This is a genomic window from Microbacterium sp. NPDC060117 (assembly GCF_042729315.1).
GTDB lineage: Bacteria > Actinomycetota > Actinomycetes > Actinomycetales > Microbacteriaceae > Microbacterium.
The window spans coordinates 78,314-99,536 of record NZ_JBHWXR010000001.1 but is presented as its reverse complement, the minus strand read 5'-3'; the positions used below and the strand labels follow the sequence as shown (position 1 = coordinate 99,536).

Annotated in this window: 15 protein-coding genes; 10 read left to right on the top strand and 5 right to left on the bottom strand. The window is 71.8% G+C overall.

Annotated elements, in window-relative coordinates; translation table 11 throughout:
- Window positions 1-76 precede the first annotated feature (76 nt).
- Genes mfd through ACFWCK_RS00395 form a run of 4 tightly spaced genes read left to right on the top strand, consistent with a single transcriptional unit; the run spans window position 77 to window position 8,106 of the window.
- The gene (gene mfd, locus ACFWCK_RS00410) at window positions 77-3,655 is read left to right on the top strand and encodes a transcription-repair coupling factor (protein WP_233310531.1); all 3,579 of its coding nucleotides are present in this window, start codon (window positions 77-79) and stop codon (window positions 3,653-3,655) included.
- On the top strand, window positions 3,652-4,461 hold the full coding sequence (locus ACFWCK_RS00405) for an NUDIX hydrolase (RefSeq protein WP_378804048.1): 810 nt from the start codon (window positions 3,652-3,654) through the stop codon (window positions 4,459-4,461). Before mfd ends, ACFWCK_RS00405 begins: the two co-directional genes overlap by 4 nt.
- Window positions 4,462-4,492: 31 nt before the next feature.
- Entirely contained in the window at window positions 4,493-5,089 is a 597-nt protein-coding gene (locus ACFWCK_RS00400) for a gamma carbonic anhydrase family protein (protein WP_378804047.1), read from the top strand.
- A 35-nt stretch (window positions 5,090-5,124) separates the two neighbouring features.
- Complete coding sequence (locus ACFWCK_RS00395) at window positions 5,125-8,106, top strand: aminotransferase (protein ID WP_378804046.1); 2,982 nt, start codon at window positions 5,125-5,127, stop codon at window positions 8,104-8,106.
- Window positions 8,107-8,149: 43 nt separating this feature from the next.
- Here the strand turns inward: ACFWCK_RS00395 and ACFWCK_RS00390 are convergent, their stop codons facing one another.
- A complete protein-coding gene (locus ACFWCK_RS00390) occupies window positions 8,150-8,911 on the bottom strand; it encodes an SDR family oxidoreductase (RefSeq protein WP_378804045.1) in 762 nt (253 codons plus the stop codon).
- Window positions 8,912-9,012: 101 nt separating this feature from the next.
- Here ACFWCK_RS00390 and ACFWCK_RS00385 point away from each other — a divergent pair, with 101 nt between their 5' ends.
- Window positions 9,013-9,900 carry a helix-turn-helix transcriptional regulator gene (locus ACFWCK_RS00385; RefSeq protein WP_378804044.1) on the top strand — a complete coding sequence of 296 codons (888 nt, stop codon included), beginning with the start codon at window positions 9,013-9,015 and terminating at the stop codon, window positions 9,898-9,900.
- A 66-nt stretch (window positions 9,901-9,966) separates the two neighbouring features.
- On the opposite strand, the gene gdhA is transcribed toward ACFWCK_RS00385, so the two are convergent.
- Complete coding sequence (gene gdhA / locus ACFWCK_RS00380; protein ID WP_378805031.1) at window positions 9,967-11,337, bottom strand: NADP-specific glutamate dehydrogenase; 1,371 nt, start codon at window positions 11,335-11,337, stop codon at window positions 9,967-9,969.
- A gap of 152 nt (window positions 11,338-11,489) precedes the next feature.
- Entirely contained in the window at window positions 11,490-14,081 is a 2,592-nt protein-coding gene (locus ACFWCK_RS00375) for a phosphoenolpyruvate carboxylase (protein WP_378805030.1), read from the bottom strand.
- A gap of 199 nt (window positions 14,082-14,280) precedes the next feature.
- On the opposite strand from ACFWCK_RS00375, the gene nhaA reads away from it, so the two are divergent.
- The 4 genes from nhaA (at window position 14,281) to ACFWCK_RS00355 (ending at window position 18,606) form a co-directional block, all read left to right on the top strand.
- Window positions 14,281-15,561, top strand: coding sequence for a Na+/H+ antiporter NhaA (gene nhaA, locus ACFWCK_RS00370; RefSeq protein WP_378804043.1), 1,281 nt, complete (start codon window positions 14,281-14,283; stop codon window positions 15,559-15,561).
- Window positions 15,530-16,261 carry a MazG family protein gene (locus ACFWCK_RS00365; protein ID WP_378804042.1) on the top strand — a complete coding sequence of 244 codons (732 nt, stop codon included), beginning with the start codon at window positions 15,530-15,532 and terminating at the stop codon, window positions 16,259-16,261. The genes nhaA and ACFWCK_RS00365 overlap by 32 nt, the downstream gene beginning before the upstream one ends.
- Window positions 16,262-16,309: 48 nt before the next feature.
- Window positions 16,310-17,578, top strand: coding sequence for a histidine--tRNA ligase (locus tag ACFWCK_RS00360; protein ID WP_378805029.1), 1,269 nt, complete (start codon window positions 16,310-16,312; stop codon window positions 17,576-17,578).
- Window positions 17,579-17,733: 155 nt separating this feature from the next.
- Window positions 17,734-18,606, top strand: coding sequence for an SGNH/GDSL hydrolase family protein (locus ACFWCK_RS00355; RefSeq protein ID WP_378804041.1), 873 nt, complete (start codon window positions 17,734-17,736; stop codon window positions 18,604-18,606).
- Here ACFWCK_RS00355 and ACFWCK_RS00350 read toward each other — a convergent pair.
- Window positions 18,587-19,111, bottom strand: coding sequence for a glyoxalase/bleomycin resistance/extradiol dioxygenase family protein (locus ACFWCK_RS00350; RefSeq protein ID WP_233310540.1), 525 nt, complete (start codon window positions 19,109-19,111; stop codon window positions 18,587-18,589). The two genes, ACFWCK_RS00355 and ACFWCK_RS00350, sit on opposite strands and share 20 nt — an antisense overlap.
- Before the next feature lie 115 nt (window positions 19,112-19,226).
- On the opposite strand from ACFWCK_RS00350, the gene ACFWCK_RS00345 reads away from it, so the two are divergent.
- Window positions 19,227-20,015, top strand: coding sequence for a helix-turn-helix domain-containing protein (locus ACFWCK_RS00345; RefSeq protein ID WP_378804039.1), 789 nt, complete (start codon window positions 19,227-19,229; stop codon window positions 20,013-20,015).
- Here ACFWCK_RS00345 and ACFWCK_RS00340 read toward each other — a convergent pair.
- A complete protein-coding gene (locus tag ACFWCK_RS00340) occupies window positions 19,969-21,219 on the bottom strand; it encodes an APC family permease (protein WP_378804038.1) in 1,251 nt (416 codons plus the stop codon). The genes ACFWCK_RS00345 and ACFWCK_RS00340 overlap by 47 nt on opposite strands.
- Between the last annotated feature and the right edge of the window lie 4 nt (window positions 21,220-21,223).

The following is a 21,223-nucleotide window of genomic DNA, read 5'->3' as shown; positions in this document are numbered from 1 at the left end:
CCTAGGGTCGGCACCCGACGTACGACGAGAAGCGATCGAAGGCTCCCGTGTCGGCGACGGCACGTAGACTCTTCCGGTGACTGTGCAGGGGATCATCCGCGCTCTGGAAGAGGAGGCGTCCGGATTCCGGGACGCCCTGACCTGGGCGCAGACCGACGCCGACCTGCTCGCGAGCGCCGGGATGGACGCGCCGATGCTCGCGGGGCTCCTCGAGCGTCGCTCCGCCGCGGGCAAGCCGGCGGCGCTGCTCGTCGTGGCGCCGACCGGGCGTCGCGCGGAGTCCCTCGCCGCGGCCCTCGGCTCTTATCTTCCCGATGCCGAGATCCTGTCCTTCCCCGCCTGGGAGACGCTGCCGCACGAGCGGCTCAGCCCCAGCCCGGACACCGTCGGGCGCCGCCTCGAGGTCCTGCGCCGGATGCGGATCTGGTCGGGGGAGCGCCCGCTCGTCGTCGTCGCGTCGGTGCGCGCGGCGCTGCAGCCCGTCGCGGCGGGACTCGGCGACGTCGAACCGCTCGAGCTCGCGGTCGGCGGACGCGGCTACGATCTCGACGGCGTCGCCGCCTCCCTGGTGGAACGCGCCTACTCGCGTGTCGACATGGTGTCCCGCCGCGGAGAGTTCGCCGTACGCGGCGGCATCCTCGACGTCTTCCCGCCGACAGCAGAACACCCCTCGAGGGTGGAGTTCTTCGGCGATGAGGTGGACCAGATCCGGCTCTTCTCGGTCGCGGACCAGCGCTCGCTGCCCGCGGCCCCGGCGAGCGTCGCCCTGCCGGCCAGCCGCGAGCTGCTGCTGACGGCGGAGGTGCGCGAGCGCGCGGGTGCGCTGGTCGATGCGTTCCCCGGCATCGCCGGGATGCTGCAGAAGATGGCGGAGGGGATCCCGGTCGAAGGCATGGAGTCGCTCCTGCCGGTCGTCGCCGGTCCCGTGGTGCCGCTCACGGACTACCTGCCCGAGCACGCGGCGGTCGCCCTCGTGGATCCGGAGCGGTCCGGCGCCCGTGCGGCGAGCCTCGGCGAGACGAATCGCGAGTTCCTCGATGCCGCCTGGAGCGCGGCGACGGCGGGAGCCTCGGCGCCGATCGACCTGCAGACCGGCGATTTCCTCTCCGTGGCCGAGCTGCGCAGCGCCGCGCACGCCCGCGACGGCGTGTGGTGGCGGCTGAGCGCGTTCGACGCGGGCGCCGAGGACGCGGCGTTCGATCAGGGCGCCGACGGCGTGAGCGCCGCACCCATCCCGTCGTTCCACGGCAACGTCGACGGCGCGATCGAGTTCACCGCCGGCCGGGTCGCCGACGGCTGGCGGGTGGTGCTGGTGTCCTCCGGCGCAGGCCTGGTCGATCGTGCGCGCGACGTGCTCGCCGACCGCGGCATCGCGGCCCGGGTCGTGGAGACGCTCCCGGACGCCCCCGATCCCGGCGTGGCGACCCTCGTCACGGGGGCCATCGAGTCCGGTTTCCAGATCGCCAGCGCGAAGATCGCGGTCATCACCGAGAACGAGTTCTACGGGCGCACGATCGGCGGGGACACCCGCGTCGTGAAGAAGCTCGCCTCACGGCGCAAGAACGTCGTGGATCCGATGCAGCTCAAGGCCGGCGACTTCGTCGTGCACCAGACCCATGGCATCGCGCGCTTCGTCGAGATGACACAGCGCGAGGTCTCGTCGGGCGGGCGGAACGCCGTGAAGACGACGCGGGACTACCTCGTGCTCGAGTATGCGCCGTCCAAGCGCGGCTACCCGGGCGACAAGCTCTACGTGCCCACCGATCAGCTCGATCTGCTCTCCAAGTACGTCGGCGGGGAGGCGCCCCAGCTGTCGAAGATGGGCGGCAGCGACTGGGCCGCCGCCAAGGGCAAGGCGCGCAGGGCCGTACGCGACATCGCCGTCGAGCTCGTCAAGCTCTATTCGGCGCGGATGGCGGCCAAGGGGTACGCGTTCGCCGCGGACACCCCGTGGCAGCGCGAGCTGGAGGAGGCCTTCCCGTTCGCGGAGACCCCCGACCAGCTGCAGACGATCGACGAGATCAAGGCCGACATGGAGCGGCCCATCCCGATGGACCGGCTGCTCTCGGGAGACGTCGGCTTCGGCAAGACCGAGGTCGCGGTGCGCGCCGCGTTCAAGGCGATCCAGGACGGCAAGCAGGTCGCCATGCTCGTGCCGACCACGCTGCTCGTCAAGCAGCACCTCGAGACCTTCACGGAGCGCTTCGCCGGCTTCCCGGTCAAGGTGCGTCCGCTGTCGCGCTTCCAGACCGACAAGGAGGCTCGGCTCACGCTCGACGGTCTGCTGGAGGGTTCCGTCGACATGGTGATCGGCACGCACCGGATCCTCACCGACCAGGTGATGTTCAAGGATCTGGGCCTCATGATCATCGACGAGGAGCAGCGCTTCGGCGTCGAGCACAAGGACGCCCTCAAGAAGATGAAGACCAACGTCGACATCCTCGCGATGAGCGCGACGCCGATCCCGCGCACGCTCGAGATGGCGGTCACCGGCATCCGCGAGATGTCGACGCTGCAGACACCGCCGGAGGACAGACATCCGATCCTCTCGTTCGTGGGGCCGAAGAGCGACAAGCAGGTCGCCGCGGCGATCCGGCGCGAGATCCTCCGCGAGGGGCAGATCTTCTACGTGCACAACCGGGTGCAGTCGATCCAGCGCATCGCGAGCGAGCTCGCCGAGCTCGTCCCCGAGGCGCGGATCGCCGTCGCGCACGGACAGATGGGCGAGCACCAACTGGAGCAGGTGGTCGACGACTTCTGGGAGCGCAAGTTCGACGTTCTGGTCTCGACGACCATCATCGAGACCGGCCTGGACATCTCGAACGCCAACACGATCATCATCGATCGGGCCGACCGCTACGGCCTCAGCCAGCTGCACCAGCTCCGCGGGCGCGTGGGCCGCGGCCGTGAGCGCGCCTACGCGTACTTTCTCTACGACGACATGAAGCCGCTGAGCGAGACCGCGGCCGACCGGCTGCAGACGATCGCGGTGAACAACGACCTCGGATCCGGCATGCAGGTCGCGCTCAAGGACCTCGAGCTGCGCGGCGCCGGCAACCTGCTGGGCGCTGAGCAGGCCGGCCACATCGCGGGCGTCGGCTTCGACCTGTACCTGCGCATGATCGGAGAGGCCGTCGCGACGTTCCGCGGCGAGGAGACCGAGACCGGCGCCGAGCTGCGCCTCGAGCTGCCCGTGGACGCGCGGATCCCCGATTCGTACATCGACAGCGAGCGGCTGCGACTCGAGGCGTATCAGAAGCTGTCCAGCGCGGCGACGGCGACCGCGGCGGACGATGCGATCGACCACGTCGTCGAGGAGCTCACGGATCGGTACGGCGCACCGCCGGCGGAGGTCGAGGGCCTCGTCGCGATCGCGCGGCTGCGGCGTCGTGCCGCGCGCGCCGGGCTCACCGACGTGGTGGCGATGGGGTCGAACCTGCGGGTCGCGCCGGCGCGCTTCGAGGACTCGATGAAGGTGCGCCTGCAGCGGCTCTATCCGCAGGCCAAGCTCGTCGGCGGGGGAGAGGCGCTCGTGGTGCCCATGCCGGGTGCGGACAAGGCGGATCCGGTCGAGTGGACGGGCCAGCTGCTGACGGCGCTGTTCCCGGCGTCCGCACCGGCCGAGGCGGCCGTCGCTGCGGGAGCTGCGTCGTGAGCACCGAGCTCTCCGCGCCGCGGCGGCGCGACCGCGCGCTGTCGGCGGCAGAGGGGCGCGCCCTCGTCCGGGAGCAGTTGATGCGGGGCCGGCAGGAGGTGCAGCCCGCGGGTGCGCCCGCCGTGGCATCGGCGCTGCCCGCGGACGTCGGCGGTCCGCGGTCCAAGGCGCGAAAGACGGATCCCGTCCTGGTCGTGGGCTCCGCCTCGGCGCCCGAGCCCACGCGGCGCTCGCGGGTGCGCCCGGAACCGGCCGCGGATCCCCGCTGGCGCTGGCTCTCGACCCGCGAGGCGCATCGCGGCAGGGTGCGCATCGACGTCGACGACGTGCAGCTGCCCACGGGCGAGCACACCACGTTCGAGGTCGACCGCAGCGTGCCGTTCACGGTCGCGGTGCTCGTGCAGGACGGCGCCGAACTGCTGCTGGCCCGGCAGTACCGCTATCCGATCGATCGCTGGATCCTGGATCTTCCCGGCGGCGCAGGCGCGTTCGGCGAGTTCCCGGAACAGGCGGCACGACGCGAGCTCGAGGAGGAGCTCGGCGTCGTCGCGGCCGAGCTGATCCCGCTGCACACCTTCTTCGCCAATCCCGGACGGAGCGTCTGGGCGACGCACCTGTTCTTCGCACCCGGAGTGCACGCGGGCCGCGCGTCCGCAGGCGACCCGAGCGAGCAGGTGCGGGCCGTCCGCATCCCGCTCTCCGAACTCGACCGTCTCATCGCCGAGGGCGAGATCCTGGATCCGGCGCTGCTCGTCGCCCGTACGATGGCCGCGGCGAAGGGGTTGCTCCCGCCCGTCGGAGCCTGACGATCGGCGGCCGCAGCACTACGCTCGTCACATGATCTACGAGCACCTCGGGGCTCGGCCCCGCATCCACGACACGGCTGTCGTGGCACCGTCCGCCGTGATCTCCGGTGACGTCACCATCGGCGAGAACTGCCAGGTGCTGCACGGCGCCGTCATCACCGCGGAGGGCGGCCCGATCACGCTCGGCGAGCACGTGATCGTGATGGAGAACGCGCTCATCCGCGCTACAGCCGCCAACCCGGTGCACCTCGGCGATCACGTGCTGGTGGGTCCGATGGCGAGCATCTCGGGCGCGACGATCGCCGACGAGGTGTTCCTCGCCACCGGCACCCGCATCTTCAACGGCGCGGTGATCGGCGAGCGCAGCGAGGTGCGCATCAACGCCGTCGTGCACCTGCGCACGACGCTGCCACCGGAGACCGTGGTGCCGATCGGCTGGGTCGCGGTCGGAGATCCGGTGCGCATCCTCTCGCCGGAACGGCACGAGCAGATCTGGGAGGCCCAGCACGAGCTGGACTTCCCCGGCTACGTTTTCGGCGTGGACCGCTCGACGCCGGATCTCATGGTGCAGCTGACCGAGCGCTACGCCCGCTCGCTCGCCCGGCACGTGGACGACCACGCGCTCTGACCGGATCCTCCTCCCACTCTCGACGAAGGAACGCCGTGCAAGAACAGCAGGCCCGGGGTCTCGTGCGCCCCGATGTCACCGCGCCCGACGCCGTCGTGATCGCGCGCGAGCTCTGGGGCATCACCGTCACCGCCTCCGAGCTCGGCAGCAATCAGGACCGCAACTTCCTGCTCACCGCCGCGGACGGCGCACGCAGCGTGCTGCGCGTCGACAACCCCGTCTTCCCGGACAGCGCCCGCGATGCGCAGCATGCCGCGCTGGAGGCCTACCGTGCGGCGGGTGTCGCGGTGCCCGCCGTGCTGCCGGGCCTCGACGGCGCTCTCACCCAGCGCTGGCGGGGGTTCTCCGTACGGCGCAGCGCCTTCGCCGAGGGCGAGGCGATGGTCGACGCCGGCTACTTCGCGCCGGTGGTGCTGCGGGAGTTCGGATCCCTCGCCGCCGCGTCGGTGAACGCGCTCGCCGCGCTGGATCATCCGGGCCTCGACCGTCCGCAGATGTGGGACATGCGGGTCGCGGCCGAGGAGGCACGCGGTCTGCTGCCGTCGATCGGGGAGCCGGAGCTGCGTCGGCGCGTCGAGGGGGCGATCGCGCAGGCCGAACGCCTCCTGGGGGCCGTCGCCGCAGACCTGCCCGTGCAGCCGATCCACGGCGACCTCACCGATGACAACGTCATGGGGGAGCGCGGCGCGGATTCCCGGCTGCACCCGCGCACCGTGCTGGACCTCGGCGATCTGGGCCTCGGTTGGCGCGTCGCCGAGCTCGCGGTGTGCGCGTCATCGATGCTGCATCACGAGCCGGAGCGGCCGCTGCGCGTGCTCGAGACCATCGCGGCCTTCCACGCCACCGCACCGCTCAGCGACGCAGAAGCGCGCGCGGTCTGGCCGCTCGTCGTGCTGCGCGCCGCGCTGCTCGTGGCGAGCGGCTGGCGTCAGCTCGAGATCGACGGGGGCAACGACTACGCCCGCGAGCGCATCGCCGGAGAACAGGCGATCTTCGATGCGGCCACCCGCATCGGACTGGCCACCGTGGTCGAGCTGGTGCAGGACCGTCTCGATGTCCCAGCAGACGTTCCGGCGCCCGCGCCGGCGAAGGCCGGAGCAGCGCCGCTGGCATCGCTGCTGCCGGGGCTCGACGGCGAGGTCGTGATCCTCGATCCGGGCGTCGAGTCCGAGGACCTGGCCGGTGGGGCATGGCTCTCGTCCGACGCCGAGGAGACCCTCGTCCGCACCGCCCTCGACGGCGGCGCCGCCGCAGCCGTCATGCCCTACGGCGTCTACCGGCTCACCCGCTCGCGCGTCGACAGTGCGGACGCCGCGCCGACCTGGCCGATCGGGACGACGATCCACCTGCCTGCCGGCGGACGGCTGCTGCTCGTCGCTCCGGTGTCCGGACGGATCGACGGCTCCGGGTACGGCACGGTGCGGATCGCGTTCGGCGACGGGTGGGTCTGTGAGATCCGCGGCACGGAATCCGCTCCCGACCAGGGCACCGAGGTCGTCGCAGGGCAGGGGCTCAGCTGGGTCCCGGACGGCACGACGGCCAGAGCCGTCGTGGTCTCGATTCTGCACCGCGACGCCCCGGGGACGATCCCGGACGCCGGTGACGCTGCGCTCGTCGTCCCGGACGTGGTGCCCGCCTGGCGCCGGTTCAGCACCGACCCGGCGCCCTGGCTCGGTCTGCCCGCCCTCGCGCAGTCGGATGAGGCGCCCGCCGAGCTCGCGCGCAGGGCGCGCATCTTCGCGAGCGCCCAGGAACGGTACTACGAGCGCCCGCCGCAGATCGAGCGCGGCTGGCGGCACCATCTCGTCGATACCACGGGGCGCGCCTATGTCGACATGGTGAACAACGTCACCGGTCTCGGGCACGGTCATCCGGGCGTCGCCGACGCGGTGAACCGGCAGATCCGGATCCTGAACACCAACTCCCGATTCCTGTACCGCGAGCTCGCCGAATACAGCGAGCGTCTGCTCGCCCTGCTGCCGGACGAGGCGCGCCGCGGCGGGGCCGACCGGGACGCTCTGGACACGGTGCTGCTGGTGAACAGCGGCTCCGAGGCCGTCGACCTGGCGCTGCGGCTGGCACAGGCCGCCACGGGACGGAAGACCGTGGTGTCGCTGCGTGAGGCTTATCACGGGTGGACGATGGCCAGCGATGCCGTCACGACGAGCGCCTACGACAACCCCGATGCGCTCGCCACGCGTCCGGACTGGGTGCACGTCGCGGACGTGCCCAACCGCTTCCGCGGCACCTACCGCGGGGAGGGCACGGGGCCGAGGTATGCCGCCGACCTGGGGACCGACCTGGACCGGCTCGCCGAGGAGGGGCGTCCCGTCGCGGGCTTCATCTGCGAGTCGGCGCTGGGCAACGCGGGCGGTGTGCTGCTGCCGGACGGCTACCTCGTCGACGCCTACGCCAGGGTGCGCGCGGCGGGAGGTCTCTGCATCGCCGACGAGGTGCAGGTCGGGTTCGGGCGGATGGGATCCTCGTTCTGGGGCTTCGAGCAGTCCGGCGTCGTGCCGGACGTCATCACGATCGCGAAGCCGATGGGCAACGGCTTCCCGATCGGCGGGGTGATCACGTCGACGCGGGTGGCCGACGCGCTGTCCGCCCAGGGGCAGTTCTTCTCATCGGCCGGAGGGAACCCGCTCAGCTGCCGCGTCGGCATCGCGGTGCTGGACGCGATGGCGGCCGAGGGGCTGCAGGAGAACGCCCGCGTCGTGGGGGCGCAGTTGGCTGCAGGCTTCCGCGCGCTGGCCGAGCGCCATCCGTTGATCGGCCCGGTGCACGGCGAAGGGCTCTATCTCGGAGTCGAGCTCGTCCGGGACCGGGAGAGCATGGTGCCCGCGGCGGCCGAGGCCGCGGCGATCTGCGAGCGGCTCCGCGAGCTGGGCGTCGTCGTGCTCACGACCTCCGAGCGCTCGAACGTGCTCAAGATCAAGCCTCCGCTGTGCCTGACGGCGTCCAGCGCGGATGTGGTCGTGGCAGCGCTGGACCGGGTGCTCTCCGAGGGCTGGTGAGTCCGTGCGGTCCCCGCCGGTGCGGAGACCGCACGGGCCGGGATCATGCCTGCTGCGTCGGCAGGACGACGACCTGGCGCAGGTTCACGTGCGCGGGGCGGGTCACGACGAAGTCGACCAGATCGGCGATGTCATCGGCGGAGATCGCCTCGATCGCGTCGAACATGGCGGCGAGTTCGGCCCCCAGCCGCTCGTTCGCGATGTGGGTGCCGAGCTCGGTCGAGGTGAGACCGGGTTCGACGTTGGTGACCCGCACGCCGTGCCGGGCCATCTCGGTGCGCTGCATGGCGGAGAGTGCGGTGACGGCGGCCTTCGTCGCGGCGTAGACGGCGTAGTCGGGGAACACCGCGTGCGCGGCGATCGACGAGATGTTGACGATGTCGCGGGATCCGGTTCCCTCCACAAGGTCCGACAGCACGGCGCGGGTGATTCGGAGCAGGCCGGTGAGATTCGTGTCGATCATGCGACCCCACTCGTCGGCGCGACCGTCGGCGAGAGGGTTCGGCAGCATCACGCCGGCGGCGTTGACGAGGATGTCGACGCGCCCCAGTTCCGCATGGATGCGCGTGACCGCGGCTTCGACGTCGGCATCCGAGGTGATGTCGGCCGGCACGGCCAGCACGTGTCCGGCGGATTCTGCGGAGGCCTCGGCGACGGCGACGAGTCGATCCTCGCGGCGGCCGAGGGCGGCGACGGAGGCGCCGAGGGCGGCGAGGTGCGCGGCGACGGCCGCGCCCATGCCGCTGCCGGCACCGGTGACGAGAGCGGTGCGTCCGGACAGGGGGAGGGAGAATTCGGTGTTCATGAGCACCAGCCTGCGAAGGCGGCGCCGGGGTGGGAACGCTCCGATGAACCTGGGTCTGACAGGACCCCCCTCGCCCGGCGCGCGGCCGCGATACTGGGACCATGACATCGGAGATCGGCGAGTTCCTCCGCGCGAAGCGCGAACGGGTCGCACCGGAGAAGCGCGGTCTCCCCGCGGGTGGCCGGCGGCGCGTGCCGGGGCTGCGTCGTGAGGAGGTCGCGCTGCTGGCGGGGATCAGTCCCGACTACTACGTTCGTCTGGAACAGGGCAGGGCGCGGGCGGCGTCGGACCAGGTGCTCGACGCGATCGCGCGCGTGCTGAGCCTGGACGAGGTGGAGCGCGATCATCTCCGGGTTCTCGCGCGGCCGGATGCCGTGGCGCCGGCGCCCCGGGCTCCCTCGGCTCCCGCCGCACGGCCCGGGGTGCGCGCGCTGCTCGAGGCGATGCCCCAGGTGCCGGCGTTCGTGCTGGGGCCGGCCATGGACGTGCTGGCGACGAACCTCCTCGGCGAGGCCCTCATCGCGCTCCCCGACGAGCCACGGAACATGGCCCGTCACGTCTTCCTGGATCCGACCTCACCCTCGTACTATCCCGAATGGGCGAAGGTCGCCCGCGAGACGGCTGCCCACCTGCGCCGCATGGCGGGTCTGCTCCCCGACGCCCCGGAGATCGCGGCGCTGATCGGTGAGCTCACCATCGGCAGCGATGACTTCGTGCGGGAATGGGCGCGGCAGGAGGTGGTCGTGAAGACCCACGGTCGCAAGCTCGTCGACCACCCGGAGGTCGGGCGCCTCTCCCTCGACTACGAGACGCTCACCCTTCCCGATGAGCCCGGACTCATGCTCGTGACGTACACGGCCGCCGACGAGAGGACATCCGACGCGCTGCGGACGCTGGGATCCTGGGCGGCGAGCCGGTCGACCGGCGACCGTGCGGTGCGCCCGCCCGTCGCCGACGGGCATGATCGCGCACCGTCTGCGGAACGCTGAGCGCGTCCGAGACGAAAGCGCCGGTCCGCTCGAGGCGGGCCGGCGCTTCCCCGATCGGAGTGCGGTTCAGATCACGCCCTGGGCGAGCATCGCGTTCGCGACCCGCTCGAAGCCGGCGATGTTGGCGCCGGCGACGTAGTCGCCGGGAACGCCGTAGCGCTCGGCGGCGTCGAACGCGGCGTGGTGGATGTCCGCCATGATGTCGCGGAGCTTCTGCTCGCTGTCGTCGAAGCCCCAGCGCTGACGGGCCGCGTTCTGGCTCATCTCCAGCGCGGACGTCGCGACGCCGCCGGCGTTCGCGGCCTTGCCGGGCGCGAACAGCACGCCCGCGTCCTGGAAGGCGGCAACGGCCTCCGGGGTGCTCGGCATGTTGGCGCCCTCGGAGACGGCGCGCACGCCGTTCGCGATCAGGGCGGTGGCGCTCGCACCGTCCAACTCGTTCTGCGTCGCGGAGGGCACCGCGATGTCGACCGGCACCTCCCAGACGGATCCGCCCTCGACGAAACGGGCGCTCGGCCGGCGGTTCGCATACTCGACGATGCGGCCGCGCTCGACCTCCTTGATCTGGCGCAGCAGGTCCACATCGATGCCGGCGTCGTCGACGACGTATCCGGAGGAGTCGGACGCGGTCACCGCGACAGCGCCCAGCTGCGCGGCCTTCTGGATCGCGTAGATCGCGACGTTGCCGGATCCGGAGACGCCCACCCGCTTGCCGTCGAGCGACTCGCCGTGCACGGCCAGCATCTCCTGCGCGAAGAAGACCGCGCCGTAGCCGGTGGCCTCGGTCCGCACCTGAGCGCCGCCCCAGCCGATGCCCTTGCCCGTGAACATGCCGGACTCGTGACGGTTGGTGATCTTGCGGTACTGGCCGAACAGATAACCGATCTCGCGGCCGCCCACGCCGATGTCACCCGCGGGGACGTCGGTGTGCTCGCCGAGGTGGCGGTACAGCTCGTTCATGAAGGACTGGCAGAACCGCATGATCTCGGCGTCGCTGCGGCCGTGCGGGTCGAAGTTCGAGCCGCCCTTGCCGCCGCCGATGCCCTGACCGGTGAGCGCGTTCTTGAAGATCTGCTCGAAGCCGAGGAACTTGATGATCGAGATGTTCACCGACGGGTGGAAGCGCAGGCCGCCCTTGTACGGACCGAGCACGGAGGAGTACTGCACGCGGTAGCCGCGGTTCACCTGCAGCTTGCCGTTGTCGTCCACCCATGGCACACGGAAGATCACCTGGCGCTCCGGCTCGACGAGGCGCTCCAGCACCCCGGCGTCGACGTACTCGGGGTGCCGCTCGAGCACGGGCCCGATCGAATGCAGCACCTCGTGCACGGCCTGATGGAACTCCGGCTCGTGCGGGTTCAGGGTGAGGACGTCGTCGAAGACGGGCTGGGCGAGCGTCGAGAGGGGATGGAAGTCGGTGTTGACGGGGTCGCTGATGGTGTCGGTCACTCGGGTGCTTTCAGAGGGGGATGCGGAGAGGAGCGCGGGTGATCGTGTCGTGCGCAGACAGCCGGATGCGGCGGATTCCTCACTCTAACCCGGCACGCCGCCCGCCCTGCGCCGTGTGAACCCCCCGCGAGAAGCCCGGATCAGCCCGTGTTCTGCAGGCCCGCGGCCACGCCGCTGACCGACAGGAGCAGCAGACGCTGCAGCTCCGGATCCGGCGCGGGAGCCTGCTCATCCGCATCGCGGAGGCCGCGCAGCGCCCGCAATTGGAGGAGCGACAGCGCGTCCACGTAGGGGCTGCGCATCGCGACCGCGCGCTGCAGGATGGGCTTGTTCTCCAGCAGACGCTCGCCACCGGTGAGGCGGATCACCCAGGAGCGGGTGAGCTCCATCTCCTCGAGGACGAGACCAGCGAGGTCGTCGCGGTCGCCGAGGCCCAGGTAGCGGCGGGCGATGCGCGGATCCGTCTTCGCGAGACTCATCGCGACGTTGTCGACCATAGTGCGCAGCAGCGGCCACTCCTGGTACGCGGTGCGCAGCAGCTCCTCGTCTCCGACGGCGTCGAGCGCGGTGCCGAGACCGAACCAGCCGGCGAGGTTGATCCGCGCCTGCGTCCATGCGAACACCCACGGGATCGCCCTGAGGTCCTCGAGGGATTCGACGGAGAGCCCACGACGCGCGGGGCGGGACCCGAGGGCCAGCAGGCCGACCTCCTCCATGGGTGTGACCGTGGCGAACCAGGGCGCGAAGCCCGGCGCCTTCACGAGGGAGAAGAAGCGTTCGCGTGAGGCGAGGTCCATGGTCGCGGCGACGTCGGCGAACCGCTCGGCGGCGGCGCTGTTGCGCTGTTCGACGCCGGGGGAGGAGGCGAGCAGGGTCGCGGCGGTGACCTGGTCGATATGCCGCATCGCGATCGCGGGCTCGCCGTAGCGGGCGAAGATGACCTCGCCCTGCTCGGTGAGCTTGAACCGCCCGTCGACCGAGTGCGGCGGCTGCGCGAGGATCGCCGAGTTCGCGGGCCCGCCGCCACGGCCGAGGGCGCCGCCGCGGCCGTGGAACAGGGTGAGCTCGATGCTCTCGCGCTGCGCCCAGGCGGCGATCTCCGCCTGCGCCTCGTAGAGGGCGAGGTTCGCCGCGACCGGACCGACGTCCTTCGACGAGTCGGAGTAGCCGAGCATGACTTCCAGGCGGCGGCCGGTCGCAGCAAGCCGCGCCGCGAAGGCAGGGTGCGTGACGATCTCGGCGAGGATCCCGGGGGCGGCCTGCAGGTCGGCGAACGTCTCGAACAGCGGCACCACGTCGAGCACGGGCCCGTCGTCTCCGCACGCGTACTGCGCGAGGCGATGCACGTTCGCGAGGTCCTGCGCGGACTGCGTGAACGAGACGACGTAGCGACCTGCGGCGCGGGGGCCATAGGTGCGCTGGATCTCGCGGACGGTGCGGAAGACCGCGAGCACCTCCTCGGTCTCGGCGCTGAGGGATCCGGATCCGCCCGCGGCGTCGAGCTCCGCGAGCGCGCGCGCGTGCACCTGGGAGTGTTGACGCACCTCCAGCTCGGCGAGGTGGAAGCCGTACGTCTCCACCTGCCAGATGAGGTGCTGTATCCCGCCGAACGCATGCCGGTGCGCGCCGGCTGCGACGAGCGACGACTGCACGGTGCGAAGCTCGGCGAGGAGTTGCTCCGGATCCTCGTATCCGCCCTCGTCCCCGCGACGGGTGACCGCGACGCGGTGCGCGAGCAGCAACAGGATCCGACGATGCGGCTCGGAGGGGGAGCGGGTGGCGATCTCGCCCGCGACGTCGGGGTGGGCGGTCTGCAGCGCGCTCCACAGCGCCGTCGCCTCCGCGGAGGGCGGCGTGCCCTCCGCGTCGAGGGTCAGCGTGCGGCCGATCCGCTCGATCGCGCGCTCGAGTCCGCGCAGGACGTGGTCGGCCGCGATCGCCGCGGCCTCGCGGGTCACGGCGGCCGTGACGAACGGGTTGCCGTCGCGGTCGCCGCCGACCCAGGTGCCGATGCGCACGAAGGCGGGGACGATGGGGGCGGAGGAACCGGATTCGTCGCCGCGCAGCACGTCGTCGATGCGGCGGTACACGTGCGGCACCGTGGTGAACAGCGTCTCGTCGAAGACGCTCATGACCGTGCGCACCTCATCGGTCGGCGCCGGCTTCTGGGCGCGCAGCGGCGCCGTGCGCCAGAGGGTGTCGACCTCCTCGAGCATGCGCCGACGTGCGCGGTGCGCCTCGGGGCCGCCCTCGGCCGCGGCGTCATGCGCGCTGAGCAGGTCGGCGAGCCGCCGGATGCTGGATGACACCGCGCGGCGGCGGGCTTCGGTGGGATGCGCCGTGAACACGGGGTGGAACCGCAGCGCGCCGAGGCGGCGGCGGGCCTCGTCCTCGCCGACCTCGGCGCTCAGCTGCGCGAAGGCTCCGGCGACGGTGTCGGTGGACGTGGGGTCGTCGCCGCGCTCGCGGAGCACGCGGACGCGCTGGTGCTCCTCGGCGAGGTTCACGAGGTGGAAGTACGCGGTGAAGGCTCTGGCGACCTCGTCTGCGCGCTGCACCGAGAACTCCTCGGCGATCCGGGTCGCGCGGTCGAAGGCCTCGGCGGACTCGTCGGTGTAGGCCTCGATCGTGGCCTGGCGCAGGCGCTCGACGTCGTCGAACAGATCGTCGCCGCCGGATTCGCGCAGGACCTGGCCGAGCAGCGCGCCGAGCATGCGCACATCGGCGCGCATCGCCTCGGGCAGCTCGCGCCCTGCCTCGAACCTGCCGACGATGCGGATGGCTTCAGTATGGGTTGTGTCGGGGGTCACGGTTCGAGCGTAAACCGATGCCGTCGGCGCGACGACCGCGTGACGTTCCGCGGGGAGCGGTATGCCATCCCGCGCGCCCTGGCTCTCGTCGCCGTCATGGGCGCGCGATACGGTGGGAGGGATGAGCCGCACGACTCGCCTTCTCCGTTCCGCCCAGTTCCCCGCGATCCTGCTGCTCCTGGCCGCGGGGCTCGGACTTCTGCTGGCCAACCTGCCCTCGCATGATGCGGTCGCCGGGATCCTCGACGCGCACCTCGCCGTGCCCGGCACCGGACTCGACCTCTCGGTCGAGCACTGGGTCTCCGACGGGGTCCTCGCGATCTTCTTCTTCGTCGTCGCCTTGGAGCTGCAGTTCGAGCTCACCCGCGGCGAGCTGAACAGCCTGCGCGCGGCGGTCCAGCCCGCGATCGCCGCGGCCGGCGGCATCCTGGTCCCGATCGCCGTGTATCTGGTGATCGCGGGTGGCGGGCCGAGCGCCACGGGCTGGCCCATCCCCACCGCGACCGACATCGCCTTCGCGCTCGGCGTGCTCGCCGTGTTCGGGCGCGGTCTGCCGTCCGCGGTGCGCGTGTTCCTGCTCGCCCTCGCGATCCTCGACGACATCGTCGGGATCGTCTTCATCGCGGTGCTGTTCGCCGACGGGTTGGATCTGCTGCGATTGGGACTGGGGATCGTGGCGGTGATCGTGTTCGCGGTGCTCAGCCGCACGCTGCAGCGACGCCGGCGCCTGGATCCGCTCATCGTGGCGCTCATGATCGTCGTCGGCGTCGTCGCGTGGGCCCTGTTCGCCCTCTCCGGCGTGCATGCGACGATTGCCGGAGTCATGCTCGGGCTCGTGATGGCGCCGCGCGCATCGGAGCGCACCCGGCACGCGCTGGAGCCGTGGGTGAACGGCCTGGTCCTGCCGCTGTTCGCGTTCGTCGCGGCTTTCGTGGTGATCCCGCAGGTGCCGCTGTCGGCGCTGTCGCCCGCCTTCTTCGGCATCCTCGTCGCGTTGCCGGTCGGCAAGCTGCTCGGCATCTCACTGTTCGGGCTCGTCGCGCAGCGGATCCGTCCGCGCGGCACGCCGCCGGCGATCCGGTTCCCCGACCTGCTCGCGGCCGGTGCGCTCGGCGGCATCGGATTCACCGTGTCGCTGCTGCTGGCCAATCTCGCGTTCGCGAAGCAGGCTGAGGTCCGCGACGAGGCGATCCTGGCGGTGCTGCTCGGATCGATCGTCTCTCTCCTCGTCGGCGCCGTGCTGGTGTCATGGCGGGCGAAGGTGCACCGCGCCGCGGGCGCCTCCGATGAGGATTTCGGCGACGATGACGACCTCTGGGTGGCGCACACGGACGAGGTGCGGACCCCGACGGCTCGAGAGGAGCTCTTCGATGAGCGGCACGATGGACCCGGGAAGCACTGAGGATCCGCTCCGCGCGGCCGCCGAGGTCATGCGACAGGTGCGAGAGAAGTGCGTGTGGTCGCAGGCCATGACGCACCGCGAACTCGTGCCGTACCTCGTCGAGGAGTCGGCCGAGCTCATCGACGCGGTGGAGCGCGGCGACCGTACGGAGCTGCGCGAAGAGCTCGGCGACCTGCTCTGGCAGGTCCTGTTCCATGCGGCGATCGCGGCGCAGGATCCGGCGGATCCGTTCGACATCGACGACGTCGCCCGTACGCTCACCGAGAAGATGACGCGGCGCCACCCGCATGTGTTCGGCGATGCGATCGCGCGCACGCCGGAAGAGGTGCTCGTGCACTGGAACGCGGCCAAGGCCGCCGAGAAGCGCGAGCGCCGCAGCGTGCTGGACGGCATCCCGCCCGGCATGCCCGCCCTCGCCCGCGCGCAGAAGATCCTGGGCAGGGCCGCGAAGGCGAAGGTCCTGGTCCCCGAGGATCCGTCCGCGTCCGGGCATGAGGAGGAGCCGCCGGCGATCGTCGGCCCGACTCCCGCGCCTCCTGCGGAACCCGCTGCGCTCACGGAGGCCGAGCTCGGCGACCAGCTGCTGACTCTCGTCGTGGCGGCTCGCACCCACGGCTGGGACGCGGAGCGTGCGCTGCGCGAGCGGATCAGGATCCTCGAGGACGAGGTGCGGGCCGCGGAGGGATCCGAGTCGGTCTGACGGACCTGGAAGAATGGTTCCGTGGCAACGGTCAATCCTCCGCGCGGGATGCGCGACTTCCTCCCCGCCGACAAGGCACGTCGTGAGCGCGTGCTGTCCGTCATCCGCGAGCGCTACCGCGCGCATGGTTTCGACGAGATCGAGACGCCCGTCGTCGAGGAGTACGACCGCCTGCACGCAGGGATCGGCGGCGACAACGAGAAGCTCTCGTTCAACATCCTGCGCCGAGGTCTCGACGCCGAGGGCATCGCCGCGGCGGCCGAGGATCCGGCCGCGCTCAGCGACCTCGGCCTGCGCTACGACCTGACCGTCCCGCTCGCCCGCTTCTACGCGACGAACCGCGGTCAGCTGCCCGGGGTGTTCCGCTCGATCCAGATCGGTCCGGTCTGGCGCGCCGAGCGCCCGCAGAAGGGCCGGTACCGCCAGTTCGTGCAGTGCGACATCGACATCATCGGGGACGACTCGGCGCGCGCCGAGGCCGAGCTCATCGTCGCATCGCTCGACACGATCGACGCCCTGGGCCTCACCGGGGGCACGGTGCGCGTGAACGACCGCCGCGCGCTGGACTGGATGCTCGACGCGTTCGGCTTCGCGCAGGACGAGCGCCCCGGCGTGCTCATCACGATCGACAAGCTCGACAAGATCGGTGCGGACGGCATCGTCGCCGAGCTGCGCGAGCGCGGCGCCACCGCCGCGGCCGTGGATGCGTTCGAGGCGTTCCTGCACCGCCCGCAGACGCTCGAGTACAACCCCTACGGCGAACGGCAGATCCGCAAGGCGCTGCCCGAGAACGCCCCGGACGAGCTCGTCGCGCACCTCGTGGGACTCGGCGAGGCGGTCGCGGCCGCACGCCCCGCCGCGGAGGGGATCGACCCGATCCCGCTGCAGTTCGACCCGTTCCTCGTGCGCGGCATGGGCTACTACACGGGCACGATCATGGAGCTCGCGCACCCTTCCGTGACCTACTCGCTGGGTGGTGGCGGTCGCTATGACGGCATGATCGGACGCTTCCTCGGTCAGCAGGTGCCCGCGGTCGGCTTCTCGATCGGCTTCGAGCGCATCGTCGATCTGCTGGAGTCGGCCGACGATGATGCGGCCCAGGCCGTGGTGCTGGTGCACGACGCCGACGTCCCGGTGGCGGAGCTCGTCGCCCACAAGGCGGCGCTCATCGCGGGCGGCGCCCGGGTGCGGCTGGAGCGGCGCACGAAGAACCTCAAGGCCCTGCTGGAGCGTGCCGCCGCCGACGGCTACACGGCGTTCGCGGGTGTCCGTGCGGGCGACTCCTTCGATGCGCTGGAGGTCAAGCCGCTGTCCTGACGCGACCGTCTGCACGATCGTGCGACGCCTGCACGACCGGATCCGAGGATGCGCCCTGCCGGCGTCGCAGGATCGCGCATCCGTCGCGATCGGACGTCGCCTTCGCGACCGCGGCTCGTCACGCGCCGTTCATGTCGATGCGGTCTGATCGGCGTATGGACGCTGCCGACCGCCGCAGGACCCGATCCGCGCGCTCCGCCGGGCTCAGCAACCGCTCGAAGGGGCTTCTCGGAGCCGCCGGGCTCGCGGTCGCGGGATCGGCCGTCGCCGTGCCGCTCGCCCTGCGGCGCCAGGCCAGGATCGCCCGACGTCGCATCGGCAAGCCGCTGGGCGAGGAAGCGATCGATGCAGACCGCGTGTGGCGGCCGCGCCTGTCGGGGGAGCCCATCGAACTGCTTCTTCTCGGCGACTCGCTCGCGGCGGGTCTTGGTGCCGAACGACGCAAGGACACGCTGGGCGGACGGCTCGCCAAGGGCGTCGCCCGGCGGACGCGACGGCCGGTGCGACTGCGCACCGTCGCGATCGTCGGATCCGAGTCGCCGGATCTGGATGCCCAGCTCGCCTCGCTTCCGACGGACTACCTGCCGCACGTCGCCGTGATCGTCGTGGGCGGCAACGACGTGACGCATCGGATCCCGGTCTCCCTGTCTGTGCAGCATCTCGAAGATGCGATCGGCTGGCTGCATGCGCTCGGCGCCGGCGTCGTGGTGGGCACCTGCCCCGACCTCGGGGCGCTGCGGGCCGTTCCGCAGCCGCTGCGCTCGATCGCCTCGCGGATGTCGCGGCGACTGGCGGCGGCGCAGGCCCAGGCCGCCATCGAGCACGGAGCCACGGCGGTCGACCTGCGCCGTGCGGTCGGCCCGATGTTCTTCGACGAGCCCGAAGAGATGTTCAGCCTGGACCGGTTCCACCCCAGCGCCCTCGGCTACCGGCGCACCGCGGAGGCGCTGCTGCCCGCTGCCGCGGCAGCGGCCGAGGAGGCCGCGGTGGGCGCGACCCCCGGAGCGCTCAGCTCTCCGTCGCGGTGAACGAGGCGGCCCATTCGGCGATGCGGGCTGTGCTCTCGGCCTCCGAGAGGTCCTCGACCCGCGTCATGATCGACCAGCGCACGCCGAACGGATCCCGGATGCTCGCATAGCGGTCGCCCGAGACGAACGTCGACGGCGCCTCGCGGACTGTGGCGCCCGCGGCGACGGCGCGCTCGACGACCGTGTCAACGTCGGGCACATAGAGACCCATCGAGTAGCAATCGGCGTCGCCGGCGGGCGCGGCGACGAGCCCGTACTCCGGGTTGGGATCGCCCAGCTGCAGCACGCCGAGACCGAAGTCGAGGTCGGCGTGCGCGACCACGCCGCCGAACTCGGTGATCTCGACGACGCGCGCGCCGAAGATCTCGCGGTAGAACTCGATCGCGGACCGGGAATCGGGGATGGCCAGGAACGGGGTGAGGGAGGTGGCGGAGTTCGGGCGGCCGTTCGTCGTGTACTGGCCGGTGATGCCGGTGGCGTTCGTCGTGGAGGTGTCTTCGCTCATGACCCGAGGCTAGGCCCGGAGCGGAGGGCGGTTCTTGCAGATTCGCGCCATGTCGGACGGCGGCGCGGACCCGTGGTGGCAGTCCGATGTCCGGGGTGCCATCTACGCTCGAGGGATGGTCGATCCGACGCGTGGCGTGCTCTATCCGGCGCGCCTGCCGCAGTTCCACCGTCTTCCGCCGCCGGCCCAGGTCGCCGAGCTCGTGGAGTGGTGCTGGATCCCCGAGTGGGATATCGAGCCGGGCCGTTCGTCGCGTCAGGACCTCGTGTCGTTCCCTGCTCTGAACCTGGTCGTCGAGAGCGGGGGCACGGTGCTGTCGGGCGCGACGACGCGAGCCAGCTCCCGGGAGTTGACCGGCAGGGGGTGGGCCGTCGGCGCGCTGCTGCGACCGGCCGCCGTGGCCGCATTGACCGAGGCGCCCTCGACGCTGCTGGACCGGGTGGAGGCGTACCCGGCTCCGGGACTGACGGAGGCGGTCGAGCGGGCGATGTCCTCGGGCGAAGGGCATCGGGAGCGGGCCGTCGCGGTGCTGTGCGCCTGGCTGGGCGAGCGCGTGGGCGAGGTCCCCGCTCCGGCTCGGCACGCGAACGCCATGGCGGAGCTGCTCATGTCCGATCCAGACATCCGCACCCCTGAGCAGGCGGCAGCCCGCCTTGCCGTCTCGGTGCGCACGCTGCAGCGCATGGCGCACCGCCACGTCGGACTGTCGCCCGCAGCCATGATCCGGCGGCGGCGGCTGCAGGAGGCCGCGGAGCGGATCCGTTCGCATGCCGACACGGATCTCGCGACGGTCGCCGTCGAGCTCGGCTACGCGGATCAGTCGCACCTCGCGAACGACTTCCGTGCGGTGCTCGGCTTCACCCCGTCGGCGTATCGCGCCGATGCCGGTCCCCGCCGAGCCTGATCGCCCGCAGCCCGACGCCGACGAGGACGACAGCCGCACCGATCAGCACCGAGGGCAGCGGCAGCGACGCGGCCAGGGTTGCGCAGCCGATGACGCCGAGCACCTGCAGCGGCTTCGGATATCGACGGGCGGTCCCGGCCTGCTGGAGCGCGGCGGCGTTCGCGACGAAGTAGTACAGCAGTACCCCGAACGAGGAGAATCCGATCGCTCCGCGCAGATCGGCGGCGAGCACGACCGCCACCACGACGGCGCCGGCGGCCAGCTGGGCGCGCCGCGGGACGTGATGCCCGCGGTCGACAGCGGCCAGCAAACGGGGCAGATCGCGCTCCCGCGCCATCGCGAGCGAGGTTCGCCCGATCCCGGACAGCAGGGCGAGCAGCGCCCCGGTCGCGGCCGCTGCGGCGGCGATCCGCACCGCAGGCACCGCAGCCGTCCAGCCGGCCGCGGAGACGACGTCGGCGAGCGGCGCGGCTGAGCTCTCCGCGCCCCCGCCGAGCGTCATGACGACCGCACCGCCGATGAGGACGTAGACCGCGAGCGCGGAAGCGAGCGCGATGCCGATCGCCCGCGGGATGGTGCGCGACGGATCACGCACCTCCTCGCCCATGGTCGCGATCCGCGCATAGCCGGCGAAGGCGAAGAAGAGCAGACCCGCGGCCTGGAGCACACCGTACGGGGATCCGGACGGGAGCGGCACCGGCGCGGCGTGGGGCAGCGCGGCGCCGGCCGCTGCGAGGACCACGACCAGTCCGAGCAACGTCACGGCCACGAGCATCTGGGTGACGCGCGCGGTGCGGGTCACCCCGACGCAGGTGACGGCGGTGAGCGTGGCGACCGCCACGACGGCGACGGGCTTCTGCCATCCCGCGGGGGCGACGTAGGCGGCGACCGTCATGGCCATCGCGGCCCCGCTCGCGAGTTTGCCGATCACGAAGCACCATCCGGCGACGAATCCCCACCACGGTCCCAGCTCGGCGCGTCCGTACGCGTACGCGCCGCCGGAGACCGGATGCACGGCTGCGAGCTGCGCCGACGAGGTGGCGTTGCAGAACGCCACGGCGCCCGCCAGGGGCAGCGCGACGAGCAGGCCGGAGCCGGCTGCGCCCAGAGCCGGGCCCCAGACGGTGAACACCCCCGCGCCGATCATGGATCCGAGGCCGATCGCGACGGCATCGGCGAGCGTCAGACGGCGAGCAAGAGGCATCCCG